Annotated in this window: 10 protein-coding genes; 6 read left to right on the forward strand and 4 right to left on the reverse strand. The window is 51.3% G+C overall.

From position 1 onward, the window contains the following. Nucleotides 1-220 precede the first annotated feature (220 nt). The 3 genes from I8J30_RS17935 to I8J30_RS17945 are packed head-to-tail and all read right to left on the reverse strand — an operon-like array spanning nt 221 to nt 5,077. Nucleotides 221-1,822 (reverse strand): extracellular solute-binding protein, encoded by a 1,602-nt coding sequence (locus I8J30_RS17935; RefSeq protein ID WP_210660229.1) that lies wholly within the window; start codon nt 1,820-1,822, stop codon nt 221-223. 5 nt (nt 1,823-1,827) lie between these two features. Beyond that, a complete protein-coding gene (locus tag I8J30_RS17940) occupies nt 1,828-3,267 on the reverse strand; it encodes a response regulator transcription factor (RefSeq protein WP_210660231.1) in 1,440 nt (479 codons plus the stop codon). Beyond that, nucleotides 3,260-5,077 carry a sensor histidine kinase gene (locus tag I8J30_RS17945; RefSeq protein WP_210660233.1) on the reverse strand — a complete coding sequence of 606 codons (1,818 nt, stop codon included), beginning with the start codon at nt 5,075-5,077 and terminating at the stop codon, nt 3,260-3,262. Before I8J30_RS17945 ends, I8J30_RS17940 begins: the two co-directional genes overlap by 8 nt. A gap of 303 nt (nt 5,078-5,380) precedes the next feature. Between I8J30_RS17945 and I8J30_RS17950 the strand changes: the two genes are divergently transcribed. The 4 genes from I8J30_RS17950 (at nt 5,381) to I8J30_RS17965 (ending at nt 10,759) form a co-directional block, all read left to right on the forward strand. Then, nucleotides 5,381-6,820 (forward strand): ABC transporter substrate-binding protein, encoded by a 1,440-nt coding sequence (locus I8J30_RS17950; protein ID WP_210660235.1) that lies wholly within the window; start codon nt 5,381-5,383, stop codon nt 6,818-6,820. Nucleotides 6,821-6,904: 84 nt separating this feature from the next. Beyond that, a complete protein-coding gene (locus I8J30_RS17955) occupies nt 6,905-7,819 on the forward strand; it encodes a carbohydrate ABC transporter permease (RefSeq protein ID WP_210660237.1) in 915 nt (304 codons plus the stop codon). A gap of 17 nt (nt 7,820-7,836) precedes the next feature. Next, complete coding sequence (locus I8J30_RS17960) at nt 7,837-8,679, forward strand: carbohydrate ABC transporter permease (protein WP_210660253.1); 843 nt, start codon at nt 7,837-7,839, stop codon at nt 8,677-8,679. A gap of 91 nt (nt 8,680-8,770) precedes the next feature. Then, complete coding sequence (locus tag I8J30_RS17965; protein WP_210660255.1) at nt 8,771-10,759, forward strand: DUF5107 domain-containing protein; 1,989 nt, start codon at nt 8,771-8,773, stop codon at nt 10,757-10,759. 386 nt (nt 10,760-11,145) lie between these two features. Here I8J30_RS17965 and I8J30_RS17970 read toward each other — a convergent pair whose 3' ends face one another. Further along, on the reverse strand, nt 11,146-11,712 hold the full coding sequence (locus I8J30_RS17970) for a GNAT family N-acetyltransferase (protein WP_210660257.1): 567 nt from the start codon (nt 11,710-11,712) through the stop codon (nt 11,146-11,148). A 267-nt stretch (nt 11,713-11,979) separates the two neighbouring features. Between I8J30_RS17970 and I8J30_RS17975 the strand changes: the two genes are divergently transcribed. Both I8J30_RS17975 and I8J30_RS17980 read left to right on the forward strand, forming a co-directional pair. Next, on the forward strand, nt 11,980-13,554 hold the full coding sequence (locus I8J30_RS17975) for a response regulator (protein ID WP_210660266.1): 1,575 nt from the start codon (nt 11,980-11,982) through the stop codon (nt 13,552-13,554). Nucleotides 13,555-13,578: 24 nt separating this feature from the next. Then, nucleotides 13,579-15,297: a sensor histidine kinase gene (locus I8J30_RS17980; protein ID WP_210660267.1), complete on the forward strand. Its 1,719-nt coding sequence runs from the start codon at nt 13,579-13,581 to the stop codon at nt 15,295-15,297. The last annotated feature ends 146 nt before the right edge of the window (nt 15,298-15,443 follow it).

Below are 15,443 nucleotides of genomic sequence, written 5' to 3' on the forward strand. Positions count from 1 at the left end.
GTCTCAAAAAGTCGCCGTGCAGCGACAGTTGAGGCGGCTTTTTTATGGGAAGGCAGGAATATCGGCACATATTGCGCAACATCCTCCTGCAGCAGCTCTGGAAAGTATCGAAATGTTGCATAACAAGTAGCTTTTTCTGCTCAGATGAATGGTTAGCGCAGGTGAGGGGCGTTTTGTGAGAGCAGCCCAAGCTAATCTGAAGCGTGACGCAGCGCATGCATTATTCAATGCCGAGCTTCTTCGCTTCCGCATTAACCTCGTTAATCATCCGATCCAGCCCTTTGGCCTTGTAGCCGTCGAGGATGGATTTCCAGATGACCTCAACGGGCAGCTTGCTGATCATCACGCGGATCATGTCATCGTTGTCGAAGATGGTGAACGTATCCTTCGTTGGCGTGGATAGGTTGGTCAGCCGCGGCTCGTACGCCTGCTTGCTCGTCATGCGCATGGCGTAATCGATCAGCTCCTGCTGCGCATCGTAGGCTTCGGGCGAAATGCCGGAGAAATTGGGGTCCAGCCCGAACATGCCGTCCCAATTGGCCAAATTCGCGAAGGCTGTGAACGATGGATATTTTAGCAAAATATTCGTGTTCGGGTCGATCTTCCGTATCGTATCGCCGCTCTTGGTGTAATCGACGTCTAGGAGACCATAATGCCGCATCTCCAGAAATTCGGGAGAATTCATGTAGTCGAACAGCTGCAGAATGCGGTCCATCTTAGCCTCGGACACCTTCGACGAGATATAGCTCTCGGACCAGAAGGTTTTGAATACCGCGCTATATCGGTTCCCGTCCATGCTTGGAAGAGGCTTGAGGAAGCGAACGCTGTCATAGAATTCCTTTTCCTCCGGGTGCAGCTTCTGCCAGCGGTTCTTATTCATATTGGTGTCTACGGAGCGGAACATCCCGGATGTAATGATGGCGGCTACTTTGCCTTCCGCGAATTTATCCACGGCCATATTCCCTCTTGTAAGAGGCAGATCGGGATCTATTAATCCGGCTGAATAGAGCTCTCTTAGCAGCTTTAACGACTCGACGGCGTGTTTAGAGAATACAGCGGGGATATAGCGGCCATCCTCCTTGATCCACTTGAAATCGCTGCCGCTCCCGTCGCTTGTTGCCGCCGGTGAGCCGTATAGCCAGAACAATCCGCCCAGTAACAGCTTGGAGACGGAAGTCAATCCCGTAATATGCTTGTTTTCCGGGTCTTTCTCGACGATCGCTTTAAGCATGGTTCGGAACTCATCCCATGTCTCCGGTTCCTTGGTAATGCCCGCTTGCTGAGCCAGATCCCAACGATAGACGACCAGGCGGTCGAGGACGTTATAATCGGTGCTGTCGTAGGTTTTGCGCGGGATAAAATACAGTTTGCCGTCGTTCTTTAGATCTTGGAATTCAGTCGTCGCCAGATACTGGTTCAAATACGGATAGGCGGACAAATCACTCGGCAGCGGCTTGATGACGCCTTGATCCCTCCAATTTCGGTAGTACTGGGTATTGACGGCATCGACGGCGAAAATATCAGGCAGCTGGCCGGAGGATGCCCACATCTGAAACTGCTGCACGTAATTCGCGGTCGTCATCGGAATCGGTTTGATCGTAATGTTGAGCTTCTTCTCTAACCGTTGTATAAGCGGGTCCTCTGCCAGCGGATTATCCGTCAGCTCCCAGATCGCCACGGAAATCTCCAAATGCTCGGGTGGAGCGGAGGAAGCGGGCTGGGACGGCAAACGCTGCTGATCGTTGCTGCGGCAGCCTGCGCTCGCAATGACAAGCAAGACCGCCGCAAGCATCAAGGCCAGCCGCCGTGTCGCGATGTTCATAATCTTCACTCCTCGCCGCCCCCAATGCTCAACATGCGATACTGCTTCGGGGTTTGCTGGGTGTTCTTCTTGAAGATGCGGGTGAAATAGAAGTAATCTCGGAACCCGATGGTCTCCGCAACCTCGCCGATAGGCAAATTCGTCGTCCGCAGCAGGTTCTTCGCTTCCTTTAACCGCACATTCGTTAAGTATTCCGTGAAGGTTACCTTAATCTCTCGCTTGAACAGCTGGCTCAAGTAATTCGGATGCAGGTAGAAGATACGCGAGATGCTTTGGATGGAGATATGATTGCGATAATTTTCATGCATGTATTTGATGATTTCTTTCAAGTTCGCGTGCTCGGTCTCCCCTTCCGCAGCGCGGGATGCACTTATAGGAAGAGGTCCGTCGTTTAAGCTCTCCTTCAAACTGTCCATCATCTGATCGAAGCTTGGAAAGAGATGATACAGCTGCTCCTTGCTAAAGATGTAGTCGTCCTCGGATGTATGGGAAGCAGAATGAAAATAAACGATGTTATAAATGCGCAGCGTGTGGTAGATCGAGAGGCATTGCTTGTTTGAAGGCAAACACATCTCATCCAGCAGCGCTCCCGCAAGCGCGAATTCGCTCTTGACGACCGCTCGCTCCAACTTGCGGATCAGAAGTGCGGCGGTATCATCCTTAGTCTGCGATTCCTCCCAGTACAGATCTCTGCGATTATGGATAAAGAAATCCCAGGCCCGCACCGTGCATTGTTCGATTAACTGCATCATGCCCTCTACATTTCGATCTGCTTGCAGGATGCCTATACCCAGAATCCCATCCGGGAGAGGGGAAGGGAGGGCTGCCGATAACGCATCCCGATTCGATGCCTGCACCCAATAGACGCTGCGGGCATATCCGAGATTAATGCCTGCATAGTGCGTCTCCGCAAGGAACGTTAACCGGCCTTTGCCTACGGAAACGAGAAGATAGACCTTGTCTGAGGTGATGCCGGCGTCAGCCAAAATATCATGGAAAGCGGACTGTGCCCATGCCGCAGCCGGATCATCGAGCAATTCCAGCAGCTTGCCTTCGCGCTTATGCTTAATTTCATCGAGGTTGCCTGCTGCCGTTTGAAGCAAGGTATGAATTTCATGATCGTCGAAGGGCTTGAGGCAGTAGCCCAGCACGCCGTAATTCAATGATTTCTGCACATATGCGAATTCGGCGTAGCCGCTGATAACGATGATCTGGATATGTTTATCCAGCTCTTTAATCTGCTTAATTAACTCGAGTCCCGACAACCCCGGCATACGAATATCGGTGAACACGACATGCGGCTGGAGCTCTTGAATCAATTCGAGCGCTTGAGTGGCGTTATTGGCTTTGCCTGCGACATAGAAGCCGGACTTTTTCCAATCCACGCCTGCCGCCAAACTCTTCAGAACCAGGTTCTCATCGTCCACGAGAAGTACTTTATACACGGATATCCCCTCCAGGTTGTACGTAGTGACTTGGCATCGTAAGGGTTATACATGTTCCATGGCCGGCTTCGCTTTCGAAGGTCAGCCCATATTGGAAGCCATAGGCTAAACGCAGCCGATTATTCACGTTAAGTAAACCAATGCTGTCGCTGTCCGGCGAATCCTGGCTGTCCCGGCTTAACGAGGACGGCTTCTCCAGCAGTTTGCCTTGAATGCGGCGCAGCGTATCCTCATCGACGCCCATGCCATCATCGGTGATGCGAAGCACGAGCGTATGGCCATGCTCGATCTGGCCGGCGATCGTGAGGTTTCCTTTGGAGGTTTTCGGTTCAAGTCCGTGGAAGATCGCATTCTCGACGAGCGGCTGCAACATCATTCTGAGCACCGATACTTGCAGGGCTTCGTCGCTAAAATGATAGGTAACGTCGAAACGATCCTCGAAACGGATCAGCTGCAGGTATACGTAAGACTTGACCGCATTCAGCTCCTGATCGAGCGTGACATAGCCGGAGCCTTTGATGCTGTAATGAAACAGCTTGCCGAGCGCCTTGGTCATTTCGACGATTTGGCGATTCTCGGCTTCGAGCGCGACGCCTTTAATCGATTCTAAGGTGTTATACAGAAAATGCGGATTGATCTGGCTGCGCAGATAAGCGGTGGCGGCTTTCTCCTTCTCGATCTCGGCTTCCAGCAGGTGCGTGTTCGTCTCGACGAGACGATGGGTGAGATTGTCGATCTCGCTCAACATGCCGTTCAAATTCTCGGCAACCACGTTCATTTCCACATTGCCTTCCAGGTGAATGGTTGTTTTCAGATCCTGGATGCTGCCGGATTTGATGCCGTTAATGAATCGCACGAGCCGCTGAATGGGCTGTACGATGTTATTGGTAATGACCGCGAAAGGCACGGCCATTAATAGAATCGATAGGATGACGATGAGAATGCTGCGGTTGCGCACGGAGCCGAGCTCTGCGAGCAGCGCCTCTTGGGGAACGAAGCTGAGCACGGAGGCATTGATCTGGTCCAGCCGCTGGATTTGGATGGCTCCCTTAACCCCGCCGATGGAATCGGTCAGCTTCTGCTCGCTGTTGTGCCGGCTGCTTAACGCACTAATGGTTCTCGTAATATCGGGAGAATTCGTCTCCGGATATACGCTGCCGAAGCGATCGATCAGATAGAAACCGATGCCGGGCTCCGCCTTGCTCCTGTCGTCATCGAAGAACATCGCCTCCACGTCGATAATGACGGCAATGTAGCCGATCCGATTGCCATCCGTACCGTTGCCGAGGTCGCTGGAATAGATATTTTGCGCGAACAGCATGCTGTTCTTCGAGGTGGAACTATAGTCATAGGGCTCTAAGCCGCTGACATACACGGTCTTGTTAGATTCGATTTCCTTGTTGGAGCGCTGCACGAAATCGATGCTCCCGTTAAGGCTGTACCGCATGCCGCTGGTGCCGATTAAGACGATGTCCTGGAAACCTTTTCGACCTGCCTTTAATGAGATGATCTTGCGGTCCAGTTCATTGCTCATCTCGTACAGCAAGCTGGGGTCGTTCTGCGTCATGAATTTCTGCACGAAGGGATCGAACCCTAAGCTGAGCATAATCTGGCTGATTTCATCGGTTTTCTGAGTGAGGTTAAGCTTGAATTTGCGAATGGTATCTTCGGTATATTGATTGTTATTTTGGATTACAATTTGAGAGGTTTGGGTGTACAAGGAGTAAATAATCATCAGCATGATGATCACAATGAGTGCAACGGCTAACTGAAGCTGCGTCTTGATGCGCATTCTCGTTAAGTTTCCCATGATAGCACCTGTCCATATCGAGAGTGAGATGATGTTTATGTAAATGAGTATACCATCATCGATTTCGAAAGAGTCGGTTTCAACCAAAGCTCTTAATTTAATCCATATTTTTATAATTTGTTTACATACTTTTAACACTTCGAGTTGCTTATAGGAGGGGGACCGAAGGTCCGCCCTCTGTTTCCGTGCGCTCGAAGCAGGCTTAGTTTTATCCAGTTTTGTCTAATCCGCGGTCATACTTACTTGGCTGCAATGCGCCTATAATCACACTTGTAAGCCATTACATGCCGGGGGGAATTCACTTTGATCCAAAGAAAACCATTAGCCGCACTAACGTTAACGACGATGCTGGCGCTGTCCGTATTGTCGGGCTGCGGGAAGTCGAGCAGCGATAATGCGACAACGAATGCGTCTGCGAATGAGAAGGAATCCACGAACACTGCTGCTACCGCGAATACGAGTACCAACGCGAATGCTGCCAACGCGACGACAGACGAAAGCACCGCGGCTGGCCTGGAAGGGAAAGTCGTCTTCTGGTCGATGTGGAGCAATGCGGAGCCGCAGGCTAAAGTCATCGACGAGGCGGTCAAAGAGTTTGAGGCTGCCAACCCGAAAGTGGATGTTGAAGTGAAATATAACGGCCGCGATATTAACAAATTGATCAAGCCGGCTCTTGAGAGCGGCGAGCAAATCGATATATTCGAGCAAGACCCGGGCTCGGCGCTCGGTAATCTGAAGGATCATGTGTTGAAGCTCGACGAGCTCTTGGAGCAGCCTTCGATCGGCATCGACGGCAAGTCCGTGAAGGATTCGCTGCTTCCGTCGCTGATGGATTGGGTCAAATCACTGGCTGCGCCTGCAGGCCTTGAAGAAGGCTACTATGCGATTCCTCAGCAGCCTTACGCGGTTCTGTTTTTCTACAATAAAGCGCTGTTTGCGGGGGCCGGCATTACGGCCGTACCTACTTCGTGGGAAGAGTTTCTGGCGGATTGCGAGCTGCTTAAGCAAGCAGGCGTAGAGCCAATTACGTTCGATGATGCTTACCGCGATCTCTTCATCGGGGGCTATCTCGGAAGCGCGATGGGCAGCGATTGGACCGACAGCCTGGTCAAAGACAAAACAGGCGAGATGTGGAAAGATCCGATTGTGCTCCAGTTCGCGAAGGACATGCAAATCTTGAATGAAAAAGGTTATTTCTCCAAGAAAATCGCAGGCAACAAGTACCCGGCCGGACAGCAAGATCTGGCACTGGGCAAAGTGGCCATGTACTTGAACGGCACTTGGCTTCCCAACGAAGTAGCGGCAACGGCCGGTCCTGACTTCCAATGGGGCTCCTTCCAATTCCCTGTCGTGGCGAACGGCAATGACAAAGGCGGCCAGCAGGGACTTTCCTTCGGCGCGCAAGGCCTGCTGATGAATAAGAACAGCAAGAACATCCCTGCTGCGTTCGAGCTGGTGAAGTACCTCGTCGGCAAAAAGGCGCAAGAGGGAATGTCGGCGCAAGCGCTCGCGATTCCGGCTACGATCGATTCGACATGGCCTGCTCCGCTTGCGGAAGCTGCGGTTGCATTTGGCAATGCGAAAGTTAACATGCCGTGGGGCTTCGGTATCGACAACGGCGGCGATTTCTCGAGCGGTACGGTTCTCCCTACATTTATGGAGCTCGCAACAGGCAAAATCAAGCCGGAAGCGTATGTAAGCAAAATGGCGGACCAAGCGAAGAAGTTCTATGAAGGGAAGTAAGTAACGCTATTGCAATCGGAACGCGGCGTTCGTGGGAACGCCGCGTTTCGAAATGAAAGGCCGACATGTTGCGGGGGTGCTGTCATGAGAATGAAAAAATCGATTATCGCGCTGTTCTTGGCGCCGGCTGTCATCATTTATTTGGCCATCTTCCTTTATCCGACTTTGCGCACATTCGCTATGAGCTTCTATAATATCCCGGCTCTCTCCAGCCGTATTGCCGAATGGAAGTTTGTTGGCCTCGTGAATTACAAGGACGTAACGAGCAGCACTTATTTTATCGGATCGGTTAAAAACGTACTTGGGATATGGGCGCTCGGAGGCGTGCTGATCTTCACTTTTGCGTTCCTTTATGCGGCCATCCTGACTTCCGGGGTAAAGGGAAAAAACTTCTGGCGGTCGCTTATTTTCCTGCCGAATACGGTTTCCGCGGTGGTCATGTCCGTTGTGTGGCTTCAGTATATTTACAATTCGAGTTTCGGATTGCTAACTTCCGTATTTAATCGCCTTGGTTTAACGGCGCTCGCCAATATACAGTGGACGGATAACGAGCATATTTACTATGCCATGATCATGGCGTTCAGCTTCGGTTCGATCGGTTATTTCATGCTCATTCTGAATGCCGGCATCAACCGGATTCCCGGCGACTTCTACGAAGTGGCTACTTTGGAAGGGGCCAGTCCGTGGACGAAGTTCTTCAAGATCACCTTGCCGCTGCTGCGGGATGTGTTTCGGACAACGCTGGTGTTATGGACCATTACGGCGTTCAATTTCTTCGTCTGGTCGGCGACTTTCGGGCTCGACGATCCGCATACCGTTACGCCGGGGTATTACATGTACCAGAAGGTGTTCGGCATGGCCAAAGGGAACTCCGTGCTGACGGATGGCGCATTTAACGTCGGATCAGGGGCGAGTGTCGGCATCCTGATTACGTTAGCGACGCTGCTTGCTTCCGCGCTCATCAGCCGGCTGTTCCCGAAAGACCGTTTGGAATATTAAGAGGAGGAGGAACCTTCATGCGTAGCGTAGCAATGCGAAAGAAAATGAATCTATTGCCGGCTTACATTCCGCTCTATGCTTGGCTGCTATTCTCCGTCATTCTATTCGGATGGGTCATACTGGCATCGCTGAGTTCAACCCGTGATATTTTCACCAATTCTCTGTTAAAGAGCGGCATTCATTTCTCCAACTATACGGACTTGTTCAAGGAGCAGGACATAGGGCGGTATTTTGCGAATAGTGTTATCTATACGATTACAGCTTGCATCGGCATCGTCGCCGTAGCGGCTCCGGCCGCGTACATGCTTGGCCGAGCTCAGTTTCGGGGCCGCGGGCTGCTGAACATGATGTTCATGTCTGCGCTTGCGATTCCGAGCATTCTCATCTCGATTCCGCTGTTCTCGATCTTCGTGGAATTGAAGCTGACGGGCTCGATCATAACGCTGATTCTCGTTTATATTTGCACGAATGTGCCGTTTGCCGTGTTTTTCCTCACCAGCTTCTTCTCCTCGGTTCCCAAAGAACTTGAGGAATCTGCCGCAATGGACGGCTGCGGTCCGATTCGGGCGTTCATTCAAATCATTCTGCCCGTGGCGCAGCCGGGCATCATCACGTTATCGATCTTCAACTTTCTGGGCGTGTGGAACGAGTACTTCTTCGCCCTGATCTTCTCCAATGATGCCAATTCGCGCACACTCGCGTTATCGCTGCAATCGATCGTTTACGGCTATGCCAACACGGGCAATTACGGCGGTATTTTCGCAGCCTGTATGGTCGTGTTTCTGCCAAGCTTTATCGTGTATTTGTTCGTATCCAAGCGTATTATTTCGGGATTGACCGTAGGCGCCGTTAAAGGATAAAACCGTTGGGAGATGATGGGCCGCCATGTTGGTGACGACCGCAAGTTTGAGGATTGAGGGAGCAAGACCCGAAGGGGAGAACCCCCTGCCGATGTTTAGAAATAAGGATGCGCATCGCAGAGTAACGGATAACGGCAGTCTGAAGCCGGAACATAAGCTCTATATGGGGGACAATACGGGCGAGCGCTATTTGCCGTATCGGATGCAGGATCGGTATTCAAGGAAGCGCGAGACGATTGAGCTGAAGACGATCGTGCTGGAAAATGACGTGCTGAAAGCGGTCTTTCTGCCGGAATACGGGGGTAGGCTGTATTCGCTGCAAGAGAAGGCAACGGGGCGCGAGATTTTGTACAAAAATCCGGTGTTCCAGCCGGCTAATTTGGCGATTCTGAACGCATGGTTCTCGGGTGGCATCGAGTGGAATATCGGTCACATCGGCCATACGTTTACGACCTGTTCGCCGATGCATGCGGCCAAGCTCACCGATGACGAAGGGAACGAGTTTCTTCGTCTCTACGAGTACGAGCGGTGCAAGAAGCTGTTCTGGCATATCGATTTTCATTTGCCGCCGGGAGCTAGGCAGCTTGGGGTCTATGTTCGCATCGTAAATGATCAAGCGGCTGCGGCGCCTATGTATTGGTGGACGAATATTGCTGTGGAAGAGACGGAGAAGTCGCGGGTATTCTCGGGTACCGGCGAGGTTATCTATATCGATCCTGAGCAGAAGGGCTATGGCGCTGACAAGCTGCCGATTCTACCTTCTGTACCGGGCGTGGATGTGTCGTATCCGATGGGATTCCCGTATGCGAGCGAGTATTTCTTCCAAACGCCGGCTGCTGAGCGGTCGCCGTGGGAAGCTGTCGCTTATGAGGATGGACGTTTGTTCTTCGAGCGCTCGACTGCCTTGCTTCGGTATCGGAAAATGTTTTGCTGGGGCAATCATGCGGGAGGCAGACGGTGGTGCGATTTCTTGGCGAAGCCGGGCGAAGGCCACTATATTGAGGTGCAGGGCGGGTTTGCGCCAACGCAGCTGCATGGCATGGAGATGCCTGCAAATTCCGTATGGGATTTCACGCAAATGATCGGAATGCTGAGCATGGATACGGAATCGGCTTATCAGGAGAATTGGGATCAAGCCCGCGACTATATCGAAGAGATAGTCAGTCGGGAGCTCAACGAGGAAGAGGTGTATGCCGCTCATGCGAGATTTCAGGCGCTGGCGTGCAAAACACCGGAACAGTCGCTGCATACGGGCTCAGGCTGGGGCGCGTTAGAGCGAGTGCGGAGGGAGAGCGTTGGCAACGGCACGACTGCAGCTGTTAACGCCGGTGCAGTCGCGATTCCGCAAGGCTTCGTCTTCGCGGATGAGACGCTGGGAGCGGAGCAGGAGCCGTGGCTAGTCCTTCTGCGGGAAGGTTATCTGCCGGAGCATGATATAGAAGCGATTCCGCCTTCGTGGATGATGCAAGAAGAATGGATGGACAGGCTGAAGAGCAGCCTGGAGCATGCTGATTATCGCTCGTGGACGGCACTCTTGCATCATGGGGTGATGCTTTATGAGAAAGGGCTGGACGCGGAAGCGATCGAGGCGTGGGAAGCATCGCTGCGCTTAAAGCCTTCGGCATGGGTATACCGGAATTTAGCCGTGGTGATGAAGCAGCGGGGCGAGACGGATCGTGCGCTGGCTTATTATGAGCAGGCGTTTACGGTTTCCGGCCGTTTCCCGGACCGCGCGTTCGTGGAAGAGTATCTTAATCTTGTCATTCAGAACAAGGATTACGAGCGGGCATGGCACTTATATGAATCGTTGCCGCCGGCATTCGCGAGCAGCGACCGCATTCAAATTATTGTAGGCGCAGTCGCGCTGGAGCTTGGGCATGACGCATTCATGGAGAAGCTGTTCGCCACGGAGTTCGCCGTCATTCGCGAGGGCGAAACCTTGATCATTGACCTGTGGTTCAAGTACAACGCGAAGAAGCTGGCGGAGCAAAGGAACGCGGAGTTGACACCAGCGCTGATTGAAGAAGCGATGCAGCAATGTCCGCCGCCGCTTCATATTGATTTCCGGATGATCGGCTAGGGGAATGGAGCAAATGGGCGGCGGGGATCGGAGGCACCAAGCATCGAGACCGGGCTCGAGTAAATGTTGTGAATAAAGCAACATTCCACTCCATCAGTGAGCTGAGAAAGCCGAATGTTGCACCAATTGCAGCATTTTTACGAGAAAAGGCAGCCAGGCGACCCCAAGAGGCGAAAATGCTGCAAATTAGGCAGCATCTCCTCCGGAAGGCCTCCTTATCTTCGGAATTGTTGCACAAACTGCAACAATTCCAAGCGCAGGATACGATTATAGGGATCCTCCCGTGCGAAGCTACATTTGACGGCAGCGCATACGAATGCACCCGCCGCCATCACCGTCCACAAATTAAAGAAACCCGCGTACTCCATAACGCCGGGTTTCTTTTTTTACTTTCTCGTAAACTTATAAACCGCCTTAATAAACCCGCCAAACACCTCGTGGCTGTATGTGAAGCCGCGGCTCAGGTAGAAATTCAACGCCGCATCATTGCCGTTGGATACATAGATGAAGATGATGTCCACATTAGGAGAGCTCTCCAGCCAGTCGATCGACATGTCGAACAGCTTGGAGCCCAGCTTCATAGCCCGATAGCCGTCACGGACATATAAATTGTTCAAGCAGCCAATCTTCGCGGGCAAGTCATCCCAATTCGGATAGAAGCCTTTGCCTCCGCGAGGAGCCCAGTCCGGGTAGGCATTCCTGCTCCTTTCATCCGGCTGATCGATGGTCGAGAATACATAGCCGATCGGCACGCCGTCATCCTTCGCGACTATGACCTGGCTTTCCGGCGCTTGGTCATAGCTTCGTTTCATCCTCGTATCGAAATTCATCGCATCGAAGACTTCCGGCAGCATCGTTGCTTTAGATTGCTGGAAGGCCATCAGTTCATTGCATAGCGCCCGACATGGCTCAATATTATCATCCCGCACAACTTCAATCGTGATGTTCCCCATCGTTTCACCTCATTAAATAACTTGACGGTTGTTGTCCAATTGCCTAGCCTTAGAGTATCACAGAAGGACCGATGGAACGCAATCCCTGCAATTTCTTTAGAAAACTAAGCAAAACCTATACTTCCTTAAGTTTACGAAAGCAGGATGTCTTAGTAAAATGGATTGAATTTGAAAATACTAACGGAACGAATACTTTCCAATGACGCGAGTTGTAAGCGATTACAGTAATATATCGGCCATAAATAAACCACAATCGGAGGCATTCCTATGAGAAAAGCGATTCTGGTTGACGATGAAATGTTTGCCCGCAAAGGGCTGGTAGGACTTATCCCTTGGGAGAGTTGCGGCTTTCAGATCGTTGGCGAGGCTGAGGATGGGGAAGAAGCGCTCGCGCTAATCGAGCGGCAGATGCCGGATCTCGTCATTACCGATATTCGCATGCCTGTGCTGGATGGGCTCGAGCTCATTCAGACCGTTCAGGAGCGGATCAGCAAAGCGATTAAGTTTATTATTATTAGCGGCTACGGCGATTTCAAATATGCACAGCAAGCCGTTCGTTACGGCGTCCATGATTACTTGCTCAAACCGATTGACGAGAACGAGCTCATGGAAACGTTAACGCGCATTAATGAAATGCTTGATGAGCGTCCGCCGTGGCAAGAGGGGGGCAAGCTGCTTTTTCAAATCTCCCTGTTCGAACAGCTCGTCGCGGGCAAATCAGATGAGAAGCTGCTGGCGGATGCGTCGCAGTTCTTAGGGCTGCCGATGAATAAACCGCTGCGATACGTTACGTTTGAGCTTAATGATGTCCCTTCTCACCTGAGTGAGGATGAGAAGATTGAGCAAATTGGCGAGGTGAAAGAAACCGTACTTAAGGTGCTGAACAGATACATGCCGGGCAAAGAACCGTTCATCTACATTCCGAGTCCCTACGGACTTGGATTTCTGATTCCGTCGGATCAAGGGTCGGATTGGGTGAAGCGGCTAGCGGATGATCTCATTCGAGCGATGGCGGGCAGAAGCGAAGGCGTATCACGGGTATATGTCGGGGAGCGAATCAACGGACTGGATCAAGTGAAAGCTTCCTATACGACCGCGATGGAAACGATGAAATATAAATTCGCGCAGGCGCCAAAAGAGGCGATCCTCTATGAAGATATCAAAGGCATGGTGCTGCAGTACAAAGAAATCGAGCAGACCCAGTATGCCGAGCTGATGGAACGCTTGGAGGAGCATGACAGCGAGGCCATAACGAAGCTCGTGGATGCGATGTTCGCCGCTTTCCGGGAGCAAGGCTTCGCCTTGGAATCGATGCGTGCCTCGATCTCCAGATGCGTGCACGGGGCAACTCGGATTATTCAGACGATGCAAGGCGACGAGAACAAGCTGGCGGCGTTCAAACCCATTATGCACTGGTATAACGAACCTCGAACATTGGAAGGCGTTAAAGGGCTGCTCATGGCATTCCTGACCGAATGCACGGCATACATGGCGTCGCTGCGCACCAAGATTGGAAAAGGCGAGATTGGCAAAATCAAAAGCTATATCGAGATCAACTATGCCAGCAATATCAGCCTGAAGAGCATTGCCAAGCTCTTTTATATGAATCCGGTTTACTTGGGTCAGCTGTTCAAGAAGTCCTATGGCATGTACTTCAATGAGTTTCTGCTGCAAATCCGGATTCAGGAAGCGAAGAGCCAGCTTCGTCAGACGGACAAGAAAATCTACGAAATCGCGGCAAACGTCGGGTTCGGCAATGCGGACTATTTCGTCTGCCAATTCGAGAAGGTGGAAGGGAAAACCCCGACCGAATACAAAAACGCGATGATCGCAAAAACATAGAAGGCGCGGGAGGATTCACGATCAATGAGAATAAGCAGCGCCTTCCATAACATCAGGCTTCGAAGCAAGATGCTGATGATTTATTTTCTATCCGTATTAATTCCGGTCGTTCTTACGAACGTTATCTTCTATAACATTACGACGAATAACGTGAAGAATCAGAAGCTGAAGGACTTGTCGCTGGCCATTGAGCAGATGCGCAACGAGTTCATGTATCAGATTGATGCCGTAGTGGGCATCTCCTCCGTCCTTTATAACGATTCCATCATGAATGATTACTTGGATCAGCGCTATGTGGATTCGTCCGATTACGTCTTGAACTACCACTCCTATATTACGGACATGCTGGAGAAATACGCGCCTGTATACAGAGCGATTCAGAACATTACCATCTACACGAACAACGATACGATTATTTATGGCGGCTATGTCTCGCCTATTTCGCAGATTAGTCCCGATGCGGAGTGGTATAAGCGGCTGATAAGCTCGGGCACGGCCAATCCGATCCTCGTGCGCAATAACTTGTCGATAACCGATCCGGGAATCAGTATTGTCAGGCGAATGAGCAGCTCTGCGGGGCAGAATAATTTTGAGAAGATCATCAAGATCGACCTTGATCCCGGTCTGATTAAGCAGGTCTTAAGCAATGTAACCGTGGAAGGCAGCGTATATCTGCTCGAAGGGGATAACGTTCAGTATTCGTCTGGCAAGAAGTACAGCGAAGAGAACTCGGAGAATGACGGCATCGTATTCGATGAAGGTTTTGCGAATAAGGAATATTTGATGAATTGGCACCTTGTAGGGAAGTTTCAGGAACGGGAAGTGCTGGTAGAGGTACGCAAATCCAGAGAATTCGTCATTTATATGGCGCTCCCGAACATTCTTGTGCCAACGCTCATCATCGTCTGGTTCACGCGCTCGCTCAATCAGCGGCTGTTTCGCATTTTGAAGCAGATGAAGCGGGTGAAGAACCATAGCTTCGAGCTGATCGACAACGAAGAAACCAATGACGAAATCGGCCAGCTGACAACGGAATTCAACCGGATGACGATGCAAATCAAAAGTCTGATCCACGATGTCTATATGGCGGACATTCAGAAGAAGGAGCTGGAGCTGAGCCGCAATCAGTCGCAGCTGCATGCGCTCCAAAGTCAGATCAATCCGCATTTTCTGTTCAACTCGCTGGAGACGATCCGGATGCGGAGCTTGATGAAATCCGAAGAAGAGACGGCCAAAATCATTCATCATATGGCGAAGATCTTCCGCAAATCTCTATCTTGGGGCAGAGATATGGTAACGGTTAGGGATGAGCTCGATTTGGTCGAGAGCTTCCTGCAGATTCAGAAATACCGCTTCGGGGACAAGCTGGATTACAGCATTGAGGTGGATCCGGACGTTGCCACGGAGAAAATACCGAAGATGACGCTGCAGCCGCTCGTGGAAAACTCGAGCATTCACGGCATCGAGCCCTTGAAGAATGCCGGTTTCATCACGATCAGCGTGCGCAAATCTCCGGGCGGACTTCTCTGCGTGGTCAGTGATAACGGCGTGGGGATGACGGAAGAGAAACGAAACGAGCTGCTGCAAAACCTGTATTCGACCGAGGACGAGATCGGGGAAAGCATCGGCATTCGCAATGTGTATTTGCGACTGAAGATGTTTTACGGCGAGCATGCGACCTTCGACTTGGAGAGCAGCAAAGGGTCGGGGACGTCGATTCGGATCGAAATACGATCTCTTTAATTTTCTAAGCGCGACATATAGTTTACCTGGTAAACAAAGATTGCTCGGCTTTGTATACTGAAGATGTTCAATTGAAGCGCTTACAAATTATAGAGCAGGAAGGGGACTTTTCTTTGAAAACGAGAAAGAAATGGCAGCTAGGCATC

It is taken from the genome of Paenibacillus lignilyticus (genome assembly GCF_017942085.1).
GTDB classification, from domain to species: Bacteria; Bacillota; Bacilli; order Paenibacillales; family Paenibacillaceae; genus Paenibacillus_Z; species Paenibacillus_Z lignilyticus.